We start from the raw sequence: 19,592 nt of genomic DNA on the forward strand, positions 1-19,592 counted from the left end.
TGGAGCGTGAGACACGCACATGAAAAAAAGCGACGTGACTTGTTCTAAGTGCGGCGCTGGTTTTCGTCGTCTCGAACTGTGGTCTGCGCGCGGAGAAAAAAAGCGAGTACTGCTGTTCAATCTACAATAGCCCGCTAGAGATTTTCGACGGCACCAGGCTAATCGCCTACCGCCTTACAATTGAACCGTCCGTTAGAGCTATTCGCGATTAGTGCCGGACGCTCATGGTGAGGGCGCATGGCGCATGGCGCAAGACCTCGGCTTGGGATTTTGAATCGCGAGCATCTTGCCGGGCACAACAGCCCAATCCAGCCTCCCACCTAGAGACGAGGCGCTCGCGTCCTGCGATGCGTTCGCAACCTCAACTGAGAGACCCAACGCGCTGACATCAGATCCCCCTCAATCCACGAGGCTGTCGCCAACCGCAATCCGAAAAAGCGCCCGAAATGCTAGCCGTGCGACCTTCCTAGCTAGGCGTCGTCTCGACAACGCAATGAGGTTGCTCGACAGGGAGCTTAGCAGCGCCGCGTGTGCGCGCTGAGAGGCCGGATTGCTATCGTTTTGAGCGAGAGTTCGGACACCGTCGATCGGTTCACCGCCGGCCCACCGACGAGCCTAACCAACTCGGAGATTTTCAGCGGAAAGTTTCCCGGAGCGACCGGCCTTCGGCTCGTAGCTAATTCGGGAGCCCTCCGCCAGGCCGGTGTGGCCCGCCTTTTCAACGGCACTAATGTGCACGAAGATGTCGGGACCTCCGTCGTCTGGTTGGATAAAGCCGTATCCTTTGGTCGGGTTGAACCACTTCACAGTACCGAGTGCCAATGCAGTATCTCCAAGTTGAAGCCAGTCAATTTAGCCGAGGGCGAAGGCGGACTTCAAGTGTAACGAGCGGCGCGAAGCTTTCTCGTTCCAACACGCCGCTATCATAGAGAGGCATCCATACTGTTCGCGCACGTTGGCGCAAATCGATCGGTACATCGGAATGATCGAGCTACTTTGCCAGGACGTTCGTGCACGCGAACTACTTCGAGCGCACCAGTGATGGCCGGCGCGACGTCATGCCGACTTCCATTTGCGTCGTGCATATCGGGAGGGGCTTGACCTCAGCTGAGAAGCCACCCGGTCGATGCTTTACCCACGAGCTAAATGTGTTGCACACGACCAACTCACCTCAGGCCGACGAGTTTAAGAACCTGCTGACATTCAGTGCCTCAGCCGCGGTTTGGGCTAGGTGGTCCGAGGCTGGTGTTAAGGCCTGCTAATGATCGTAAACGCAACTAGCAGATCAGGTGGCTAAGTATCCCACTTTTCTGCCACGAGCCCCTTGCTCCCGTAAAAAACCTGTCCTATCTCCATCTCGCCTGCGTAGCACTCGTGGGCATCGATTGCTAACAACCCAAAATCTCTATCTAATGCAAATGCTTAGGAGGACTGCATGAAATTCCGTCCGCTTCACGACCGCGTCGTGGTCAAGCGCATCGACGCAGAAGAGAAGACCGCTGGCGGCATCATCATTCCCGATACGGCCAAGGAAAAGCCCTCCCAGGGCGAAGTAATCGCCGTCGGCCCCGGTGGCCGCGACGAGAGCGGCAAGCTGATCCCGATCGACGTCCAGATCGGCGACCGCGTGCTGTTCGGCAAGTGGTCGGGCACCGAGGTCAAGATCGACGGCCAGGAGCTGTTGATCATGAAGGAAAGCGACATCATGGGCGTGCTCGAAGCTACCGCTTCCAACAAGAAGGCCGCCTAATTCAACCGCTCGCACCGCTCACCCCTGAGGAGCGCCTGCCGGGCGCCACGCCAAGGGTGAGATGAGACCAAGACAACTCAGGAAATCAATATGTCAGCCAAAGAAGTGAAATTCGGCGTCGACGCCCGCGACCGCATGCTGCGCGGTGTCGATGTTCTCGCCAACGCCGTGAAGGTCACGCTCGGTCCGAAGGGCCGCAACGTCGTCCTCGACAAGTCGTTCGGCGCTCCCCGCATCACCAAGGACGGCGTCACCGTCGCCAAGGAGATCGAGCTCGACGACAAGTTCGAGAACATGGGCGCCCAGATGGTCCGCGAAGTCGCCTCCAAGTCCGCTGACGCGGCCGGCGACGGCACCACCACCGCGACCGTGCTCGCGGCTGCGATCGTCCGCGAGGGCGGCAAGGCGGTTGCCGCCGGCATGAACCCGATGGACCTCAAACGCGGTATCGATCTCGCCGTCGAGGCCGTCGTTGCGGACCTCGAGAAGAACTCGAAGAAGATCACCTCCAACGAGGAGATCGCTCAGGTCGGCACCATCTCGGCCAACGGCGACGCGGAGATCGGCAAATTCCTCGCAGACGCCATGAAGAAGGTCGGCAACGAGGGTGTCATCACCGTCGAGGAAGCCAAGTCGCTCGAGACCGAGCTCGACGTCGTCGAGGGTATGCAGTTCGATCGCGGCTACATCTCGCCCTACTTCGTCACCAACGCTGACAAGATGCGCGTCGAGATGGACGACGCCTACATCCTCATCAACGAGAAGAAGCTCTCCTCGCTGAACGAGCTGCTGCCGCTGCTCGAGGCCGTGGTGCAGAGCGGTAAGCCGCTGGTCATCGTCGCCGAGGACGTCGAAGGCGAGGCGCTCGCGACCCTGGTCGTGAACCGCCTGCGCGGCGGCCTGAAGGTCGCGGCCGTCAAGGCTCCGGGCTTCGGCGATCGCCGCAAGGCCATGCTGCAGGACATCGCGATCCTGACCGGCGGCCAGGCGATCTCGGAAGATCTCGGCATCAAGCTCGAGAACGTCACGCTCAACATGCTCGGTCGCGCCAAGAAGGTGATGATTGACAAGGAGAACACCACGATCGTCAACGGCGCCGGCAAGAAGGCCGACATCGAGGCACGCGTGGCCCAGATCAAGGCGCAGATCGAGGAGACCACCTCGGACTACGACCGTGAGAAGCTCCAGGAGCGTCTCGCCAAGCTCGCGGGCGGCGTCGCGGTGATCCGCGTCGGCGGCGCGACCGAGGTCGAGGTCAAGGAGCGCAAGGACCGCGTTGATGACGCGATGCATGCGACCCGCGCCGCGGTCGAGGAAGGCATTGTCCCGGGCGGCGGCGTCGCCCTGCTTCGCGCCACCGAAGCGCTCAAGGGTCTGCGCACCAAGAACGACGACCAGAAGACCGGCGTCGAGATCGTGCGCAAGGCGCTGTCCTGGCCCGCCCGCCAGATCGCGATCAATGCCGGTGAAGACGGCTCGGTGATCGTCGGCAAGATCCTCGAGAAGGATCAGTACGCCTACGGCTTCGACTCGCAGACCGGCGAATACGGCAACCTCGTCACCAAGGGCATCATCGACCCGACCAAGGTCGTGAGAACTGCAGTCCAGAACGCCTCCTCCGTGGCTGCGCTCTTGATCACCACCGAGGCCATGGTCGCCGAGCTGCCGAAGAAGGCAGCTGCCGGTCCCGCCATGCCTCCTGGCGGCGGCATGGGTGGTATGGGCGGCATGGACTTCTGATCTAGCCGTCACACCGAACCATGAAATGTGAAAACCTCGGCGCCCATGCCGGGGTTTTCTACTTGGGACGGACTCACAACGCGTCGCCCCTGGCCTTTTGCCACGTTATCAAGGGACACAATCAAACGAAACCATTCCCGGCTCGGCGACAGATGCCGAACAAGGATGGGCGCTCTGATCGTTCGCACGTCACTGCCGATGCTATTGCGCGCCAACTGCGCCACTTATTTGGGGCACCGCGGATTTCGATAGGTGGAGCACTTTTTAAGGCGATTCCTGCTTCTGTCACGCCCGATCGCGGTCACATGGATGAAATGTTGCATGCCGACGCACGACAGTCAGGACCAGCCGGCGATATTGAACGTAGCTGGTCATTAAAGCGTTGGATGTGAAATCCTTCACAATGAGAGATGATCGCGCGGCCTACATTGGGCTTGCGAGCACAGCGAACATCGTTCCCTGTCGGCATCGCCGGAAGGAAGCTACGTCATGAGCAGCGACTCTCAGTCTGCGACTCCGCCCAGATGGGATTGGCCATCCTGGATGAAGGGCAGCATGCCCAATCCTCTCGATTTCTTTGCGGCACCTCGGAATTTCGTGCAGCCCATACTGCCTGGTTGGGTGTTTGGTAGCGTAACCAACATCACAGAGCAGAATTCAAGCGCGCCTGATACCGAACGAGAGATTGTTGCCGCGCAGAGCTACGGTCGCCAGCTAGGCCGCGTCATGGACGCTCTTGCCATTCTTATCGCCGACTTGCCCAAGGCGAAGCAAGATGCGCCGGCTTTCGAAGAATTTGCCAAGATCCATCTCGATATCAATGAGATCAAGGCACGAGCTGCAGCGCGACGCCTCAACAACATCGCGGCTGACCTTGCTACTCTCAAAGAGACGAAGCCCGAGCAATATGAGCGCCTCGCAGCGACGCTTCGTGAGGTCCTGAAGGCAACGCAATAAGGTTCCTGTCACGACGGCCCAGAATCTTTTTGTGCGACTACCGTACCGACGAAATGCAATGATAGTACGTAGGCGGGCCAAATCCTCCATCCGGCTTCCTTTTGCGGACGCGGATGACATTCCCCGCGAGGCTCACTTCCTCGGCCCGTTCAGCCACGCCAAGGATGCAGCGGACGGGCTCGTCCTTCCTGATCTCCTTCCGCTTGGCCGGCAATAGCAGTGCCAGCCTGCGGCCCTCGCCGAAGTTGACAAGGTAGTGGCCGGTCGGCTCGCCGTCCTTGGTGTCCGGCTCCACGACAAGGTTTTCCGTTGGCGCCGATGCTGGCCGCCAGCGCCTCGATGTCCGCCTCGGTGCGCGGCACCTTGCGCACGTTCTTGGGCGACTTGTTCAGCTTGATCAGCGGCAGCAACGATCCGCTGCCAGTCTTCGGTTGGGTCTTCTTGGTCAATCTTCATTCTCCTTCTCGGTTTGGCGGTTCAGCGCAGACTTCCGCGCTGAACCGTCTTGCCGAGCCCTCGAAGAGCGAGGGTGGCGCACGCAAGGGCGACGCTGGATCACCCGGCCTGCACACGCGCAGCGCGGAAGGCCGGGGAAACGGCAGCGGAGCCGGCCCGGGTCCTATTCTTCGCAGGTTTCCGCAAGCCGCCGCGCGAGCAGGGGGCTGCGGTTCGAAGGCGACATCCCGTCCGGCGCTGCACCATCCGTTCTAAAACCGTAAATCAGAAAACTTGGCCAGTAGGAGAACGGATTCTCGAACCGCGACGGCGGTTCGAGAATCCGCTTGAGCTGGTTGCGAAGGGTGCAGGCTTTCAGCCGCCGGTACGGAGGCCCGGGAGCGCTCAACGCGAAGAGCCCGGTAGGGCAAACCGATGCGCCGGGCTTCGGTCAAAATGAAGGGTCGTTGGGGGTGTCGACCGCCAAATTCTCTTGGAATCACGGGATTTTGACGTTACAAAGGGAACCTATTCCGTGTGCGAACCATTTTTATTGACTTAGCGTGTATTGGGCTCTGTTTCGGAGGATCTTCGTCTTCGACGAAATTCTTACCATGCTGGGATCTCTTTTGAACGTGGGTCGCGCGACCCTCGGAGCGCAGCTTGCATTCGTCGCGATCGTGCTGTCGTCGATTGTTCAGCTGACCCTCGCAGCAAAAACCGTTTCGCTTGCTCGATACCCAGTTAAACAACAGTATCGTGGATTGGGCTATGAGCTGCACCTGCTTTATCTTTTGCTGAAGAAGCACGCGCTGGGAATTGTGATAGCTCAGCCGCTGACACAAGCCGAATTCAAGCGATACGATCGCGCCCGGGAAGTCGCGAAGAACGTCTTCTTCAGCTTTCTTTTTTTACCGCTCGCGCTCGTCGTCATCTGGGTCGCCAGTGCATCCTTTGCAAAAGATCCGCAGCTTACAAGTACCGATTACTTTCTTCTGTCTTTTTCCGTCATCACGACCGTGGTGCAACTTCGGATTTACGATAGCGAGCGTAGGATCTATAATGGCAAGCTAACTCAAGTTGCGTTTTCTCCGGCTCCGGAGGAGGTCTCAGCACCTCCTCACAAGGGAGCTCATGATCTTCGCTCCGGGCTCGCACAGGAGCCCGCAATGAACTCGAAACCCATTTACGAACGTGTCAATCCGGAATCGTTTGCGAAAACCGCAAGCGAAGCCAGCAAGAACATCCATGATCTTATCGAGGCAGATAAGCGCAAGACCGAAGAAGCGCTCGGCAGTTCCAGATGGTCGAAGATGTTCGAGCTCTCAGGAGCGCCCGCGAAGGGCAAGCAATAGAAAGATTCATTTTGTAGGAAGGAGGACGGCGCGCAAGCGCCGTCCATTTTTACGTCATGAAGGTCATTGGTTTTCACGGCACGACAGAACAAGGACGTCTCGATATCGAAAGAGACGGGATTATCACCAAACGTCGACTTAACCGCCGCCCAAAATGGCTGGGGGTGGGTTTCTATCTGTTCCAGGATGCGCCTGAGGCTGCCAAGCTGTGGGCGAGTGAAATCGGTCAACGCCGCGGTCAAAGACCCGCCGTTCTAAAGGCGACGATCAACTTGAGAGACTGCGTCGATTTGACCGACGTCGGCTACTGGAAGCTCTTCAAGGATAACCAGCACAAGTTCGGGACACCACCGCGTGGTCAGCTTGGCCCCGAAGCGCTCTTTCGAGGGCTGAACGAGAAAGAGAAGGAAGAGCTTTATGCCAACTATGAGGACGATCATTACGTGACTGCCTTTGCAGCCGTACTGGAGAAGGATGGCCACGCCGTGAAGTCGATACGCGCCGCCTTTGTTGAGGGGAGCCCCATCCACAGACGCTCATGGTTGTTTGACCGATCACATGTCGCTATCTGCGTACGTTCGGCGGAGGTCATTGAGAACGCAGAGTGGATATAAGGAAAGCTTGCCTTCCGACGCGGTCTCCCCTTCTCGTGCAACGGATTGACTTGACAGCGTCGTGCGGTTTGCGCGAGCGATCGTGAGTGAAGGCCGCCGGGACTTCGCCCGGTGCGTCCAGGCGATCAATTGACTGACGTCCGCTCAGCGCCAGAATAGCTAGAAAGGGCCAATGCCGGCCACCTATCGCTCATCTGAGATAGTGGCTATTTTTAGGACGAAAGTGGAGTGTGAGCTGTTTGAATTGCACGCTGTTTTGCTTTGTTGGCGTAGTTTTCTCGAATGGTCTCTTCTCGCCATCGATCGGATACTGCCTGTAGGTCGATATTCGATAGCTCACTCCCTTCCTTCGCTCGATACCAGTTGATGAAGGGCCCGGCCGCGCTATAACACCAAGGCAACAAATCGCCCCAGCAGTCGAATGCCACGCGGTCATCAAAGACTTGACGATTGATTCCGACAGCTATCAACTCGCAAATATTGAGCCAGATACGAACGCTCTTGTAGGCGTCCGTCGTCTCGTATTTGCCGAAGTCAAAGCCTGGCTTTTTGAACTGCTTAATCTCTACTTTGAAAACTTCGTAGGTGTTCAAGCATTCTTTGTCCATTGAGGACTTCAAGAAAAAATCGATCGTCGCGCGTTTTGCACCGTTAGCTATCACGGTTAACTCCCCAAGCGGGAGCTTGGGATATTCGTTGAGATAAATCAGCGGCAGGACTCCGAAGAGCCAAAGCGTAAACAGAATTAGAGGACTGAGGTCCCGAATTGCTCTACGCATGATGGGTACCTATCACTACGGTCGCCGAAACTGCGTATAGCATTGGCCGCCCTCAGCGCCGACACCCATCCAATCGGCAACCTCAGGGAGCGTGCAAGCAAGAAAACCTTCGTCGCCTCCTGTGCTCGCCGGCGGTGGTCTCGGCAGCAATCGACGTAGATGTCGCAAGGAAAGTGCGGTTTTTCGAGAAACGGCGAACAGAATCTGCGTCTGATCGTACAAAATGGCCGCAGACAGGCCTCGCCCATGCTGCATAATGCGATGCGCCAAGAGGAATGAATCGATAAACTATCGTATTGATTGCGTGAACAAGCCGCACCGCAACTGTGCGCACGAACACATCACTCACGTTGGTGGTCCGAATCCCGACGGATCTGGCAGGTGGAAGGACGCCACGGAAAACGTCGTACGCTTTATCGAAAACAAGAAACATGGCTTCTACACGCAAGAAGGAAATGCGACTGCCTGGCTCGGTGTCCGTGTCAGCGCCGCCGGCAATAAGTTTCTTCAGACCGAGCGAATGTTCGCGATAGCCGGAAGTGAGTTTATGTCGCCCAACGTTTAGTAGTTGAAGTTTTGAGAAGGAAAGACAAAAGACATGTCCGAAAGCTCTAAAGATCATCCAAAAGAAAAGGATGTGTCGATCATCATCGACAAGGAGGAGCACAAGTCGCCCGACCCCACCAGTGGGGCTGCGTTGTACGTGCTAGGAAAAGTCAAGGCCGGCTATGATCTCTGGCGCGAGACCCCCGGCAAAGGCGATGACCAGCGCATTCCCAACGGTTCCAGCCCGGTAGAGCTGAAAAACGGTGATCACTTCTACTCTGCCCAAAGCAGCCTCAATCCTGGAAGTGTTCGTGGCTGAGGGCGATCCGCAAGAGCTTCTGCCCGAGATCGATCGTGAATTCCTGTTGGAGAAGGATTACGCATTCGACGTTGCCAAGCTGGGCGCAGAGATCCACTTGATCCTGCGCGACTTCACGTTTCCCTCGGCCTATATCCCGCAAACCGCGGACCTTCTGATCATCCTGCCAGCTGGGTACCCGAACGCCAATCCGGACATGTTTTGGACGTTTCCAGACGTAAAGCGGGCATCCGGTGAATGGCCAACAAGAGGCGATGCCCATCACGTGTACGGCGACCGCAACTGGCAGCGCTGGTCACGTCACTTTCAAGGAACGTGGCGTGCAGGTGTCGATAACCTCCGCTCTTATCTGGCTGCCGTGAAAACCGAAATCGCCAAGGGCATCTGATGCGTTATTCTGTAACTTTTGCGGAACGGCACTATCGCGAGGTAGAGACCCATCTAGCAACGAAGCCAGACGTCGAGCAGGCCGCTTTCCTCATCTGCCGAATGTCTAAGACGCAGGGGGAGTTTCGCCTTCTGGTGCAAGAAGTGATTGCCGTGGGTGACGAGGATATCCTCGAACAATCGTCTGCGCACATGAAGATCGCTCCTTTGTCGTATGTCCGGGCGATGAAACGAGCGAATGACGCGAAGGCCTGCCTCGTCTTCGTTCATTCACATCCGAACGGCGTTCCCCGGCACTCGCGCCAGGATGACATTGAGGAAGCGAAGCTTTTCCAAACCGCTTACGTCCGCATACGCACTGCGGGCGTTCACGGTTCGCTGGTTTTTACGCCATCAGGAATATCAAGTGGCCGCGTATGGCTGCCCGACGGCACAAGCGCGGATCTGGAGCGTGTAAGGATTGTTGGGAGCAGGCATCGGTTCTGGTTTCCGGACGCGGCTGAGGCCGAGCGTCTCGAATTTTTCGATCGTCAGGTTCGCGCATTCGGGCGCGATATCCAGCGGCTACTCGCCAGATTGCGTGTCGGTGTGATCGGGGTGGGCGGGACAGGCTCCTGTGTCATGGAGCAGCTCGTAAGATTGGGCGTGGGCACCATTGTCATAGCGGACGGAGAGAAATTCGAGAGTTCAAACGTCAATCGCGTCTATGGCTCTCGGGTGATCGATGCCACAATTGAGAAAGTGAAAATCGCCGAGCGCCTGGCGGCGGATGTTGGCCTGGGAACGATTGTTAAGGGCATTCCACAGCCCATTTCATACGAATCCGTCTTGGGGCAATTCCGCGAATGCGATGAGATATTCGGATGCACGGACGATGAGCTGGGGCGGTCGCTGCTCACGCGCCTCGCAATTTATTACCTCCTTCCGGTGTTTGACATGGGGGTAAAAGTCGACTCCGAAGACGGTCTCATTCAAAGCATTCAGGGACGTGTCACGACGCTGATGCCAGGAGCGGCCTGTCTGAATTGCCGGGGACGACTAAGGCCGGATCGGGTACGAGCCGAATCGATTCGGGCACACAATCCCGAAGAGGCGCGTGAATTGGAGCAAGAAGGGTACATTGATCAACTGGCGGATCCCGCGCCCGCCGTAGTGCCGTTCACGACGGCTATCGCATCAAGTGCTGTAACGGAATTTCTGCACAGGCTGACTGGCTGTTTAGGCGCGGACAGGGAGAGCACGGAAGTGCTGCATCTCATTGATGATACCAAGCTGCGAACGAACAGGATCGACCCTAGCCCGCATTGTTACTGCGGAGATTCCAAGTTCTGGGGCCGGGGCGACGTAAAGCCGTTCCTCGACACGACATGGCGGCCTGAATGAGACTCGTCGACTGGATCATATGGATCTGGAATTGGCTGTGGGGGCCAAGCAAGCGTACTTATGTCGGCCCTGTCGTCACGGTAGCCAGCCGCTCCGAGCTGCCGCGCTTTCTGGGCTCCACGTTATACCTGGTTGGCGAGAATCCAAAGTGGGCCGTTTTGAAATGCCCGTGTGGATGCGGAGAGACAATTGACGTGAACCTTATGAAGTCGCGGTCACCATGTTGGACTGTGCTCGTGACGAACGGTCAGGCGACATTGCGCCCGTCAATCTGGGTCCCGGCTGAACGCTGCGGCAGTCATTTCTTCATCAACAATAATAAGGTAGACTGGGTTTAGCGGCTCCAGGGGTCATCGTCATAACCTCACCGTCGGATAGCCGTCCCGCAAGAGATTTACACAGAGCCATCAAGACGAAACCGGGCCAGGTTCGAAGCCGATACTCAATTGGACATCGCCGCCTTTTCCCAAACTGCCGGCGGGTCAGTGCTCAAAGCCATTACCAGGCCAGCCGAAAACAGCGAATAAGGATCCCGACCTCGGTAGCTGCAGACCCCGCGTCGGCGGTCGGCGCGGAATGATGGGTACGGCGTGGGCCTGGAAGTGCTCTGCGGCAATGCCGCCGGATTGGCCGATGTTGGCAAAACCGACTTTTAAAAAACTCATGGCTGCACTTTCGGTGTCAGCGTCGCTCATGGTGACGACATTTGCTTCGTGATCGGCTTTCATCTTCAGGCTGTAGACGAGATAGGAGCCTTCGTCATCATCTATCACGGTGCGGAAGGCGAGGATAACGGCAAGATCAAAGCTTCAGCGAAGCGCGCTGGTACGCAATATCAAAGGCACTCCGCGAAGCGAGGAGGCCCGGCATTGGAGGCGAATCCGGCCGGGCCTCTGAGTCGCCAATCCTGTGCAGGGGCTGACTGACGACAATCAATCATTTCACGGCGGGCTTACGAAATCCTGACGGAAGTGAGTCACTGCCGAGTTCAACTCGGAAACCCGGCACCTCTTTGGTTATAGGCCTGAGCGGAGCATCCATCATCTCTTTTTCCTTTGAGATCAGGCTGAGGAGCCGGAATTCATCGCGAATGAGTCGCGGGACGCCGAATTTCGGCGCGAGTTGCGTCCGCCGGATTATTCCGTGTTGAATTATCAGTCCGATTGTCGCTAGATCGACATGATGCCTGCGGACGGACGCGGCGGCGGAGACCAGTCCGCGCTCCCATCCTCATGACACAGCGAGCCGAAGCATGGTTCTTCCCCTATTCCGCATCTTACGGAATACCAACATCAACAAGGACGCCGAAACCAAGCACGTTGTCGAGGTGCAGGCCGCCCTCGAAAGGGCACGCCATCTGCTCAAGAACAACCCCCGACCTTCGAGTTTCGCGGGCCAACAGACCTATAAGCCTTTTCCTAAAGAGGACGAGTGAGGCCGCCGTACTGATGCGCCTCGTCGAACCATCGCCGGGGCCGCAGTGCTGCTCGCCGCATGCCTTGCAGTCATGTCACTCGATGCTGGCCTGCCTGTGGTGATCGCGTCAAGCAGCGCGATGCTTCGCCTCGGCCAAGTATTTGCAGCTGCCGCTCACACGCACATGGTTTCGTCGGTGGCTCCAGATCGAGCCGGTCGCCTTTCCGGGCTATTTCAATGTTACCTATAGCGGCGTCGCGGGAAATGGCATTGTTTTCTCGCTTTTGGGTGATCGGCTCCCCTTCGGTATGATCGTGCTGATATGTACGGCGAGCGCCTTTCTTGCTTTTGCCGTTGCGACCTTCGCCGTGGTCAGATCAGGGGCGTGATCAATTGGCGTCTCCTGTCGATCGATAGATCCGGGATCAACACTATGCCATGGGATCAGCTGTTCCTTTTAGAACGACCCTTTTCAGATCCGGCATTTCCCGGACAGCAATTCTATTGCTGGCAATGCTCGCTGCTGGAAGGGGTCTTGTCCGCGTTTCCAAGCTGCGCTGCAAGGCTTGACGTTCGTCGAAATGCGTCGGCCAAGCCACGAGCCGCACTCATCGAGAGACTCAGCCAGGATCATCAGTCCGCGGCCGTTCTCATTTTCGAGAAGGGAAGCCTTGCGCCGGCGAACGCGAAGTACGCGAACGGGTTTGCCTATGTCGACGATCCGTTTGCAATCCTTTATCTTTTAGCAGTGCGCCATGGATTTCCGACTGCTCATCCGTGAAGTGTATGCCTTGTAAGCCCGTGATGACCATCAACGGGCTGATGCCAGCAGTGACCCAGCGGGGAACTTCACTTGACTGGCCTGCTTGACCTCACGAGTTTCGCCTTGAAAATCCGATTGCGGATCATCCCGGCTGAGTATTTCTGACAGTACCCAGCTCCGAAACTCTTTAACGGCCTCCAAAGTTCGCGCGTGTTCATTGACAAACATGTAGATTGAGCGATTGACCGGCACAAAGCCAAACGGAGCCACAAGCTCGCCTTTCTCAAGGTTGCTTCTCACGAGAATTCGCGAGGATATTGCGGCTCCAAGCCCACTTTTTGCCGCCTCGACAGCCAGGGAAAATGTATCGAACACGACATGGCGCGAGCCCCGCAAGCATATTGCAGCTGCGCTGGCCCATTCGTTCCAAGCATCCAACCTGGCGGACTCGTGCAGCAGAGGAATAGACAGAATGTTTTCCGGGCTTTTAATCGCCTCGAGCGTAGCGGGCGCACACACAGGGCCAATCATCTCGTTCGATACGTGCACATCACGGACGGGAAGCGGTCGCTTCAACGGGCCGGAAACGAACAATACATCCACCGCGCCAACCGACAGCGAGTCTAGATCCGAAGCGGTCTCAAAGACAAAATCAATGTCCGAACGGAGTTGACGGAACGCACCAATGCGGGGCAAGAGACTGTGCGATAAAAATGTGGTTGAGCACCCCACTACCACTGATTGTCCTGCATCGCGCCTTCGTAGTTCGTAGCATTCTTTCTCGAGCATTGTGAACGCGCTCGCACAGCTGCGCTTCAATTGTTCGCCGTCGGATGTCAGCCGCACGCCCGAGTTATGGCGAACGAACAGTCGCCTCCCGAACCAATCCTCAAGGAGGCGCATCTGATAACTTACCGCTCCGGTCGTTATGTTTAGTCGCTCAGCCGCCTTTGAGAAGCTTGGAAACTCGCTCACCGCCTCAAACAGATGAAGACTTTTTAGAATCGGTAGCTTGCGCATCTGACTTATTTCTTTCTCGCTTCTAGCTGCGATGGTTGTTGTTTTTCCATGCAATGTGCCTCGATGTTCTCCAGCACCGACAACCGTTATTGCTGGCTGGCTGAACCCTGACGCTGAGACCTCTTTCGGCGCCTGCCCGTCACGCCGAACTCACCGGCCTGGCTCCGCGCTTTCGACCAAATCTCGATTGAGGCGCCACAGGCCCTTCGGATCTTGCAGCCTCTGAGGTCCGGTCGCGTTGAGAAACGCCCGCTCAGCGGCGTGACATTACTGCGCGATCTCTCCAGAAAGATGGAACGAAGTTTAGGTTGGAATAGCAATTCCTGTGCCAACGAGGCTCGGAGAAACGTCGGCGATCGACGAGATACGGCCGGCTAGCCATACTGCGTGACGACGCGGTAATTGGCGGCCTGTGTTCGAACGCCTTCATAAAGCGGTGCGAATTCCTCCAGCAGCAGTCAAGATCCGGAGGTGCATCTTGCCCGCCGATCGGTTGTTCGGTGATATCGCCTTACGGGCGCCCGAACGAATTCAACTGACACAACGTGTGACGTCGAAATAACCAATGGTCTGGACTCTATCTGCTTCGATCAGCCGTCCGTCGAACTTGCTCGGAATAAAGCCGCCTCGGTGCATGGCGTATTGGAGGCTAGCGCATAGTGGTCGCGGCGGGGGACGTTTCTGTGGGGATAGCGGTGGCAGTTGCAACGGCGGCGGCAGATACGATGCTGTTCATGATAAGGCTCCTACGCGATATGCGCGCCGACGGCGCGGGAGACGATTCCTTCGCGCCTTCGCAAATATTGTCGCTGCGACCATCGTCATGGTGATCAACTGCGAGGACTGTAGTGGCGACCGCAGAAACGCCGTCGCTCGTCCGTGAGGGTGACAAATTTGTTTGGTCCGCGCGATGGCGGTGGTTAGTGCTGGACATGCTCCGTCTCCGAGTTCGACCTGAATGAAGGGAAGCCCGCAGCGCAGCAGTGACGGCGAGCGATCAAAATCCGGCCTGACTGAAAATAATCAGGCCGCCGCGATGCGTTTTGCAGCGGACTTCGCGCGCAGTTCGATCTTGCGGTTAGGAAGGATCACGTCCCCGTTTCGGGTACCGCGCCACGCTGTGGGGGCAGACGTCGTCCGCCTCGGAGAGTCGACCGTGCCTTTCAGCACTGCCAAGATCTGCCGAAGCAAGAAGGCGACGGCGGCATTGGAGATGTCATGGAAGCAGGAGTGGGATGTGGGTAGATCGGTTACCAGCCTTGGCCATTGGGTAGATTCCTTCGGCTGGGGTTAGGTCGGGCGTTCTGTTCGCTGCAGCGCGTCCGACCGCTTGATTTCATCAAGTTTGAATGTTGTAATACCCAATTATGAAAGAGGCAATACCTAATTCAAGGGGCGGTAGCCGGCCCGGGGCCGGCAGACCTGCTACGGGCAAGGATCCCGTGAGAGCCATTCGCCTGTCTGACGAGTTTTTGGAAAAGGTCGATGGTTGGGCTGCCAAGCAGGACGATGCACCCGGCCGATCAGAGGCAATCCGCCGGCTGGTCGAGATGGGACTGAAGGCAAAAAAATAATCCGCAGACCATGCCGCGTGATGCGTGGGCTCGAGCGCAGCAACCGAAGAGCCTCGACTGGGGAATTTCCCCACTCCCGGACTGGAGCCGTTAACCATTCAGAAAAGGTTTGTGCCGGGTTAGCCTTGTGCCCGCGCCGAAATCACATGTGATTCGCTAGACTGCAACCCGAAGGCGCAAAAGTGCCGCGGGGGTCGCGTCGTGTCAAAGTCGAGTAATGTTTCGCGTGGGCCGGCTTTAACGCCGAAGTCGTTCATTGAACGCTGGGCCGGCCAAGAGGGTGGGCAAGAGCGTTCAAACTATTCGATGTTCCTGCGCGAGCTGTGCGAGGTGATCGACGCCCCGATACCCAATCCCGCGTCAGCAACACACGCATTTAACGATTACGTCTTTGAGCGCGTCGTCGAGCGCAAACGGCCCGACGGAACTACCGAGCGCGGTCGGATTGATCTGTACAAACGCGATTGCTTCATTCTCGAAGCGAAACAAAGCCGCCTCAAAGGACCAAAACGGGTGGTCGAAGGACAGGCCGACCTATTCTCGGACTTGAAATCGCAGCCTGAGCACGTTGATGCAATAGATCATCTGATGATCAATGCTCGACGCCAGGCCGAAGGCTATGCGCAGGCTCTGCCGGAGGACCACTCTTACCCTCCGTTTTTGCTGACATGCGACGTCGGCAGAACTATCGAGGTCTATGCCGATTTCTCCGGTCATGGTCGTCACTATACTCAGTTTCCCGATGCTCGCCGATTCCGTATCGACCTTGCTGACCTGAGTGATGCCAGCGTCCGCGAGCATCTGCGTCGTATCTGGGTAGAGCCGCTCTCGCTGGATCCAGCCGCACAGACCGCCAAGGTCACGCGAGAAATTGCCGGCACGCTCGCCGAGATCTCGAAGGCGCTCGAAGCCCGTGGATTTGCTCAGACCGAAGTGGCCGTTTTCCTAATGCGCTGCCTTTTCACGATGTTCGTTGAGGATGTCCAACTGATCCGGAAAGACAGCTTCAAGGAGATTTTGTCGGACTGCGTGGCGCATCCTGATCGGTTTCCCCATGAGATGAATGATCTGTGGAAACACATGGACGTCGGCGATTATTCGCCGGCTGTCGGCGAGAAGTTGCTTCGGTTCAACGGCAAACTTTTCAAAAAAGCGAAGGCTCTCCCGCTCCTAAAAGCAGAAATCGTCTTGCTCCGGAGCGCTGCAGAGGCTGATTGGCAGGATCTGGAGCCTGCCATATTTGGCTCGCTCTTTGAGCAGGCCCTAAACGACGAAGAACGAAAACGGCTTGGGGCTCATTACACGCCAAGGGCGCACGTCGAACGCCTGGTCAATGCCACCGTCATAGAGCCGTTGACCGAGGATTGGATCGCCGCGCAAGCGTCCGCGGAAAGAGCGCTGCGATCAGGGTCGAAGTCGAATGCTATTCGAGAAGTTGGAGACTTTCTACAGCGATTGTCCAGCGTTCGCGTGCTCGATCCCGCTTGTGGAACGGGCAACTTCCTCTACGTGGCGCTACGCTTGATGAAGCAGCTTGAGGGTGAGGTCCTGAAGCAACTACAAGATTTGGACGGAGAGAACGCTCTCGCGAAATATTCGGGTGTATCAGTTAAGCCCGATCAGTTCCTGGGAATGGAGGTCAATAAGCGAGCCATCGAAATTGCGGAATTGGTACTTTGGATTGGCTATCTGCAGTGGCACCTTCGTACTCGGCCCGATCGTCCAGCCGAGCCGGTGCTCGGAAACAGCGACCATATCGTGGAACGCAATGCGCTGCTGACTTGGAACGGTTTCCCGACGGTGCCATCGCGCCGGTCGGCAACTAGCGCGAAGAAGTCGACCTATTTGGGCGCGAATGTCCGAATACCGCCCTGGCCTGACGTGGATTTCATCGTGGGCAATCCGCCATTCATTGGCGGAAAGGACCTTCGTGACCGACTTGGAGCTGACTATGCGGAAGCACTATGGCGAGTCTACTCGCACGTAAATTCATCCGCCGACTATGTCATGTACTGGTGGGACCGTGCGGCTGAAGTTTTGGCGCGTAAGGAAACTCGGCTCCGCCGCTTCGGCTTCGTCACTACCAATTCGGTCACGCAGGTCTTTCAACGCCGCGTCGTCGAGCAGCGTCTTAAGACCGATCGGTCGATCTCGATCGTGCTTGCGATTCCGGATCATCCGTGGACAAAGGCCAACTCGGATTCCGCTGCCGTACGTATAGCCATGACCGTAGCTGAATTTGGTGCGCGCGAGGGCGTTCTGCGCGAGGTGATCAAGGAAGACCGTATCGATACCGACGAGCCCATCATCTCGTTTATCGAACGGAAAGGGCTGATCAATGCAGATCTAACGATTGGAGCTGATTTGACACGCGTCAAGCCGTTATTGGCGAACGACGCGCTGTGCTCGCCCGGAGTCAAGCTCCATGGCGACGGATTCATCGTTGATCGCGCTACAGCGAAGCTTCTAGGTTTGGGGCGTCGTGATGGACTCAAGGCGCATATTCGAGAGTACCGCAACGGTCGGGATCTCACCGGTCGCTCCCGCGATCGGCTGGTCATCGACTTGTTTGGGCTCAATGCGAACGAGGGTCGAAAGCGATATCCGGAGGTTTACGAGCATCTACTGCAGCATGTGAAGCCACAGCGAAAACTTGCTTTTGATAAGTCCGGGACGAAAGATGCCGCCGAATATCTGAATCGCTGGTGGCTATTTGGAAAGCCGCGACAGGAACTCAGGCCGGCCTTGGCGGGCTTGAGGCGTTATATCGCCACCGTCGAGACGGCAAAGCATCGAGTCTTTCAATTCCTCGATGCCTCGATCCTTCCCGACAACATGCTGATCGCAGTCGGGAGCGACGATGCTTATCATTTGGGGGTGTTGTCTTCACGGATTCACAGTGTCTGGGCGTTGCGCGCCGGAGGCTGGTTAGGGGTCGGCAATGATCCGCGATACTCGAAATCCAGATGCTTTGATCCGTTCCCGTTTCCAGACACCCCCGCCGTGGTCAAGCGACGCGTCGCTAAACTCTCGGAAGAACTTGATGCTCTGCGAAAAGATACGCTCGCGGATAATGCGGACCTCACGCTGACAGCGCTTTATAACGTTCTCGAAGAGATCAGGGGCGGTCTTCCGCTGGTCGAGAAGAGCAAAGACATCAAGGAGCGCGGTCACGTGCTCATCCTGAAGGATCTGCATGATCAGATTGATGCGACTGTTTGTGAGGCTTACGGTTGGAAGGCGGACATCGTCGACAATGACATCTTAGCCCATTTGGTTGCACTCAATGAAGAGCGAACGAAGGAAGAGGCCCGCGGATTGATTCGTTGGGTTCGACCCTCATATCAGATCGACAAACTTGGTGCACTCGCCCACCGGGCGGACAAGGTTCAGGAAATCTCGGTCGCGAAGGTCGCGCGAGCCAAACAGGCTTTTTCTCAGGAACCCAGAAAACAAGCGGGCCAAATCCTACAGTTGCTGCGTCGGAGCGCGAAGCCTTTAACTGCGGATGCCGGAGCCTTCAAAGAGGGCGACCGAATATTGCTAGACGTCAGGGACATTCTTCAGTCGTTCAGTCGACTGGGAGACGCGAGATCCTTCGACAACGGGATGAGCTTCATAGCACAATCTGCATGAGCATTAGCCCGGCGCCGGTGGCTTTAATTGGGCGCGGGGTCGGAAATTCCGACAAATCCCGACATTCGACAAATAGCGACACGAATTTCCGACCGATACGCCTCGTTCGGTAGTTGATCGCAGGTAGCGCGCCGCGCTGCGCCTGCATCGCAAAACGAGGCAAATGATGCAGTCCAGCATTTCCGAATCCGATGCGGGTGCTTCGATCATCCCGCTGCGGCAGGCTTTGGCGCCTTCCAAGCCCAAGTCGCAGGCCGAGCGCGCCAAAGCCTATCGAGCCCGCAAGAAGACGGCCAATACGCCGGGTGGTGCACAGGCGAATGCTGGCCCTCCGCAAGCGCCCAGCGGTGCTGAATAGCAAACGCCCGTGACTTCTCCTTCGGTGGTCATGCCGTCACGGCGATCGCTGGCTCCGATCCTTCTGTCGATCGCCGCGGTGAGGCTGGCCATGGTCGGTCTCGCCATGAATGGATGGTTCGCTCGGTCGCTCGGCTCGAGCGACGTCGCCGGATGGCTGTTCCTGGCCGTCGGCGTCGCTGCTGATCTCGTTGCGCTCATCATGCCCCCCTGCGCAGGCGCGCTGTGGCAGTCCCGCCTGCGCACCCGGGCACTGGTTGGCTGGGCGGCGTGGCTGGTGACGTTCGCCTTCGCCCTCACGGCGGGCGTCGGTTTTACGTCCACCAACATCAGCGACGTGACTCTTGCGCGCGCGTCACGCGTCACGCCGGCCGTGACGGCCGCCCAAGCGGCCTTGGCCGATGCCGTGACTGCCCGCGATCGGGAGTGCAAGGGGGGATAGCGAGAGGCCGCCGTCGTCGAGCAGCGGCGGGCGATTGAAGCGGCCATGCGCTCGGTCGACCAAACCGCTGATCCTCAAGCCCAGGCGGTCTCGGGTGGCGTGCTTAAGCCGGTTGCCGA

General features: G+C 57.4%; 22 protein-coding genes. 17 read left to right on the forward strand and 5 right to left on the reverse strand.

Annotation, left to right across the window (positions count from 1 at the left end):
* Nucleotides 1–615: 615 nt before the first annotated feature.
* Nucleotides 616–822 (reverse strand): cold-shock protein, encoded by a 207-nt coding sequence (locus SO156_RS35660; protein WP_498538038.1) that lies wholly within the window; start codon nucleotides 820–822, stop codon nucleotides 616–618.
* A gap of 613 nt (nucleotides 823–1,435) precedes the next feature.
* Here SO156_RS35660 and groES point away from each other — a divergent pair.
* From groES to SO156_RS35675, 3 genes are all read left to right on the forward strand, one after another.
* Nucleotides 1,436–1,750 carry a co-chaperone GroES gene (gene groES, locus SO156_RS35665; protein ID WP_498538039.1) on the forward strand — a complete coding sequence of 105 codons (315 nt, stop codon included), beginning with the start codon at nucleotides 1,436–1,438 and terminating at the stop codon, nucleotides 1,748–1,750.
* 90 nt (nucleotides 1,751–1,840) lie between these two features.
* Nucleotides 1,841–3,490 (forward strand): chaperonin GroEL, encoded by a 1,650-nt coding sequence (groL, locus tag SO156_RS35670; RefSeq protein WP_498538040.1) that lies wholly within the window; start codon nucleotides 1,841–1,843, stop codon nucleotides 3,488–3,490.
* 555 nt (nucleotides 3,491–4,045) lie between these two features.
* On the forward strand, nucleotides 4,046–4,447 hold the full coding sequence (locus SO156_RS35675) for a hypothetical protein (RefSeq protein WP_498538041.1): 402 nt from the start codon (nucleotides 4,046–4,048) through the stop codon (nucleotides 4,445–4,447).
* Nucleotides 4,448–4,484: 37 nt separating this feature from the next.
* Here the strand turns inward: SO156_RS35675 and SO156_RS35680 are convergent, their stop codons facing one another.
* Nucleotides 4,485–4,742 carry a ParB N-terminal domain-containing protein gene (locus tag SO156_RS35680; RefSeq protein ID WP_498538042.1) on the reverse strand — a complete coding sequence of 86 codons (258 nt, stop codon included), beginning with the start codon at nucleotides 4,740–4,742 and terminating at the stop codon, nucleotides 4,485–4,487.
* 14 nt (nucleotides 4,743–4,756) lie between these two features.
* On the opposite strand from SO156_RS35680, the gene SO156_RS35685 reads away from it, so the two are divergent.
* The 3 genes from SO156_RS35685 (at nucleotide 4,757) to SO156_RS35695 (ending at nucleotide 6,851) form a co-directional block, all read left to right on the forward strand.
* On the forward strand, nucleotides 4,757–5,158 hold the full coding sequence (locus SO156_RS35685; protein WP_498538043.1) for a hypothetical protein: 402 nt from the start codon (nucleotides 4,757–4,759) through the stop codon (nucleotides 5,156–5,158).
* A 338-nt stretch (nucleotides 5,159–5,496) separates the two neighbouring features.
* On the forward strand, nucleotides 5,497–6,237 hold the full coding sequence (locus SO156_RS35690) for a hypothetical protein (protein WP_498538044.1): 741 nt from the start codon (nucleotides 5,497–5,499) through the stop codon (nucleotides 6,235–6,237).
* Nucleotides 6,238–6,293: 56 nt separating this feature from the next.
* On the forward strand, nucleotides 6,294–6,851 hold the full coding sequence (locus SO156_RS35695; RefSeq protein ID WP_498538045.1) for a hypothetical protein: 558 nt from the start codon (nucleotides 6,294–6,296) through the stop codon (nucleotides 6,849–6,851).
* 212 nt (nucleotides 6,852–7,063) lie between these two features.
* On the opposite strand, the gene SO156_RS35700 is transcribed toward SO156_RS35695, so the two are convergent.
* Nucleotides 7,064–7,630 (reverse strand): DUF4760 domain-containing protein, encoded by a 567-nt coding sequence (locus SO156_RS35700; RefSeq protein ID WP_498538046.1) that lies wholly within the window; start codon nucleotides 7,628–7,630, stop codon nucleotides 7,064–7,066.
* 256 nt (nucleotides 7,631–7,886) lie between these two features.
* Between SO156_RS35700 and SO156_RS35705 the strand changes: the two genes are divergently transcribed.
* The 5 genes from SO156_RS35705 to SO156_RS35725 are packed head-to-tail and all read left to right on the forward strand — an operon-like array spanning nucleotide 7,887 to nucleotide 10,603.
* A complete protein-coding gene (locus SO156_RS35705; RefSeq protein WP_498538081.1) occupies nucleotides 7,887–8,195 on the forward strand; it encodes a DUF3892 domain-containing protein in 309 nt (102 codons plus the stop codon).
* A gap of 33 nt (nucleotides 8,196–8,228) precedes the next feature.
* Nucleotides 8,229–8,495 carry a hypothetical protein gene (locus SO156_RS35710; RefSeq protein ID WP_498538047.1) on the forward strand — a complete coding sequence of 89 codons (267 nt, stop codon included), beginning with the start codon at nucleotides 8,229–8,231 and terminating at the stop codon, nucleotides 8,493–8,495.
* Nucleotides 8,488–8,883 (forward strand): E2/UBC family protein, encoded by a 396-nt coding sequence (locus SO156_RS35715; protein WP_498538048.1) that lies wholly within the window; start codon nucleotides 8,488–8,490, stop codon nucleotides 8,881–8,883. Before SO156_RS35710 ends, SO156_RS35715 begins: the two co-directional genes overlap by 8 nt.
* Nucleotides 8,883–10,265 (forward strand): ThiF family adenylyltransferase, encoded by a 1,383-nt coding sequence (locus SO156_RS35720; protein WP_498538049.1) that lies wholly within the window; start codon nucleotides 8,883–8,885, stop codon nucleotides 10,263–10,265. The genes SO156_RS35715 and SO156_RS35720 overlap by 1 nt, the downstream gene beginning before the upstream one ends.
* Entirely contained in the window at nucleotides 10,262–10,603 is a 342-nt protein-coding gene (locus tag SO156_RS35725) for a ubiquitination-like system serine protease family protein (protein WP_498538050.1), read from the forward strand. Before SO156_RS35720 ends, SO156_RS35725 begins: the two co-directional genes overlap by 4 nt.
* 144 nt (nucleotides 10,604–10,747) lie before the next feature.
* Here the strand turns inward: SO156_RS35725 and SO156_RS35730 are convergent, their stop codons facing one another.
* Complete coding sequence (locus tag SO156_RS35730) at nucleotides 10,748–11,038, reverse strand: hypothetical protein (protein ID WP_498538051.1); 291 nt, start codon at nucleotides 11,036–11,038, stop codon at nucleotides 10,748–10,750.
* Nucleotides 11,039–11,517: 479 nt separating this feature from the next.
* Here SO156_RS35730 and SO156_RS35735 point away from each other — a divergent pair, with 479 nt between their 5' ends.
* The 3 genes from SO156_RS35735 to SO156_RS35745 all read left to right on the forward strand — a co-directional run bounded on the left by SO156_RS35735 (nucleotide 11,518) and on the right by SO156_RS35745 (nucleotide 12,462).
* The gene (locus SO156_RS35735; protein ID WP_498538052.1) at nucleotides 11,518–11,700 is read left to right on the forward strand and encodes a hypothetical protein; all 183 of its coding nucleotides are present in this window, start codon (nucleotides 11,518–11,520) and stop codon (nucleotides 11,698–11,700) included.
* A gap of 142 nt (nucleotides 11,701–11,842) precedes the next feature.
* Complete coding sequence (locus SO156_RS35740) at nucleotides 11,843–12,070, forward strand: hypothetical protein (protein ID WP_498538053.1); 228 nt, start codon at nucleotides 11,843–11,845, stop codon at nucleotides 12,068–12,070.
* Nucleotides 12,071–12,114: 44 nt separating this feature from the next.
* Nucleotides 12,115–12,462 carry a DUF3088 family protein gene (locus tag SO156_RS35745; RefSeq protein ID WP_498538054.1) on the forward strand — a complete coding sequence of 116 codons (348 nt, stop codon included), beginning with the start codon at nucleotides 12,115–12,117 and terminating at the stop codon, nucleotides 12,460–12,462.
* A 30-nt stretch (nucleotides 12,463–12,492) separates the two neighbouring features.
* On the opposite strand, the gene SO156_RS35750 is transcribed toward SO156_RS35745, so the two are convergent.
* Nucleotides 12,493–13,464 (reverse strand): LysR substrate-binding domain-containing protein, encoded by a 972-nt coding sequence (locus SO156_RS35750; protein WP_498538055.1) that lies wholly within the window; start codon nucleotides 13,462–13,464, stop codon nucleotides 12,493–12,495.
* A 1,775-nt stretch (nucleotides 13,465–15,239) separates the two neighbouring features.
* Between SO156_RS35750 and SO156_RS35755 the strand changes: the two genes are divergently transcribed.
* From SO156_RS35755 to SO156_RS35765, 3 genes are all read left to right on the forward strand, one after another.
* On the forward strand, nucleotides 15,240–18,674 hold the full coding sequence (locus tag SO156_RS35755; RefSeq protein WP_498538056.1) for a class I SAM-dependent DNA methyltransferase: 3,435 nt from the start codon (nucleotides 15,240–15,242) through the stop codon (nucleotides 18,672–18,674).
* A 166-nt stretch (nucleotides 18,675–18,840) separates the two neighbouring features.
* The gene (locus SO156_RS35760; RefSeq protein WP_498538057.1) at nucleotides 18,841–19,032 is read left to right on the forward strand and encodes a hypothetical protein; all 192 of its coding nucleotides are present in this window, start codon (nucleotides 18,841–18,843) and stop codon (nucleotides 19,030–19,032) included.
* A 9-nt stretch (nucleotides 19,033–19,041) separates the two neighbouring features.
* On the forward strand, nucleotides 19,042–19,473 hold the full coding sequence (locus SO156_RS35765) for a hypothetical protein (RefSeq protein WP_498538058.1): 432 nt from the start codon (nucleotides 19,042–19,044) through the stop codon (nucleotides 19,471–19,473).
* The last annotated feature ends 119 nt before the right edge of the window (nucleotides 19,474–19,592 follow it).

The sequence above is a fragment of the Bradyrhizobium sp. UFLA05-125 genome, from assembly GCF_059803515.1.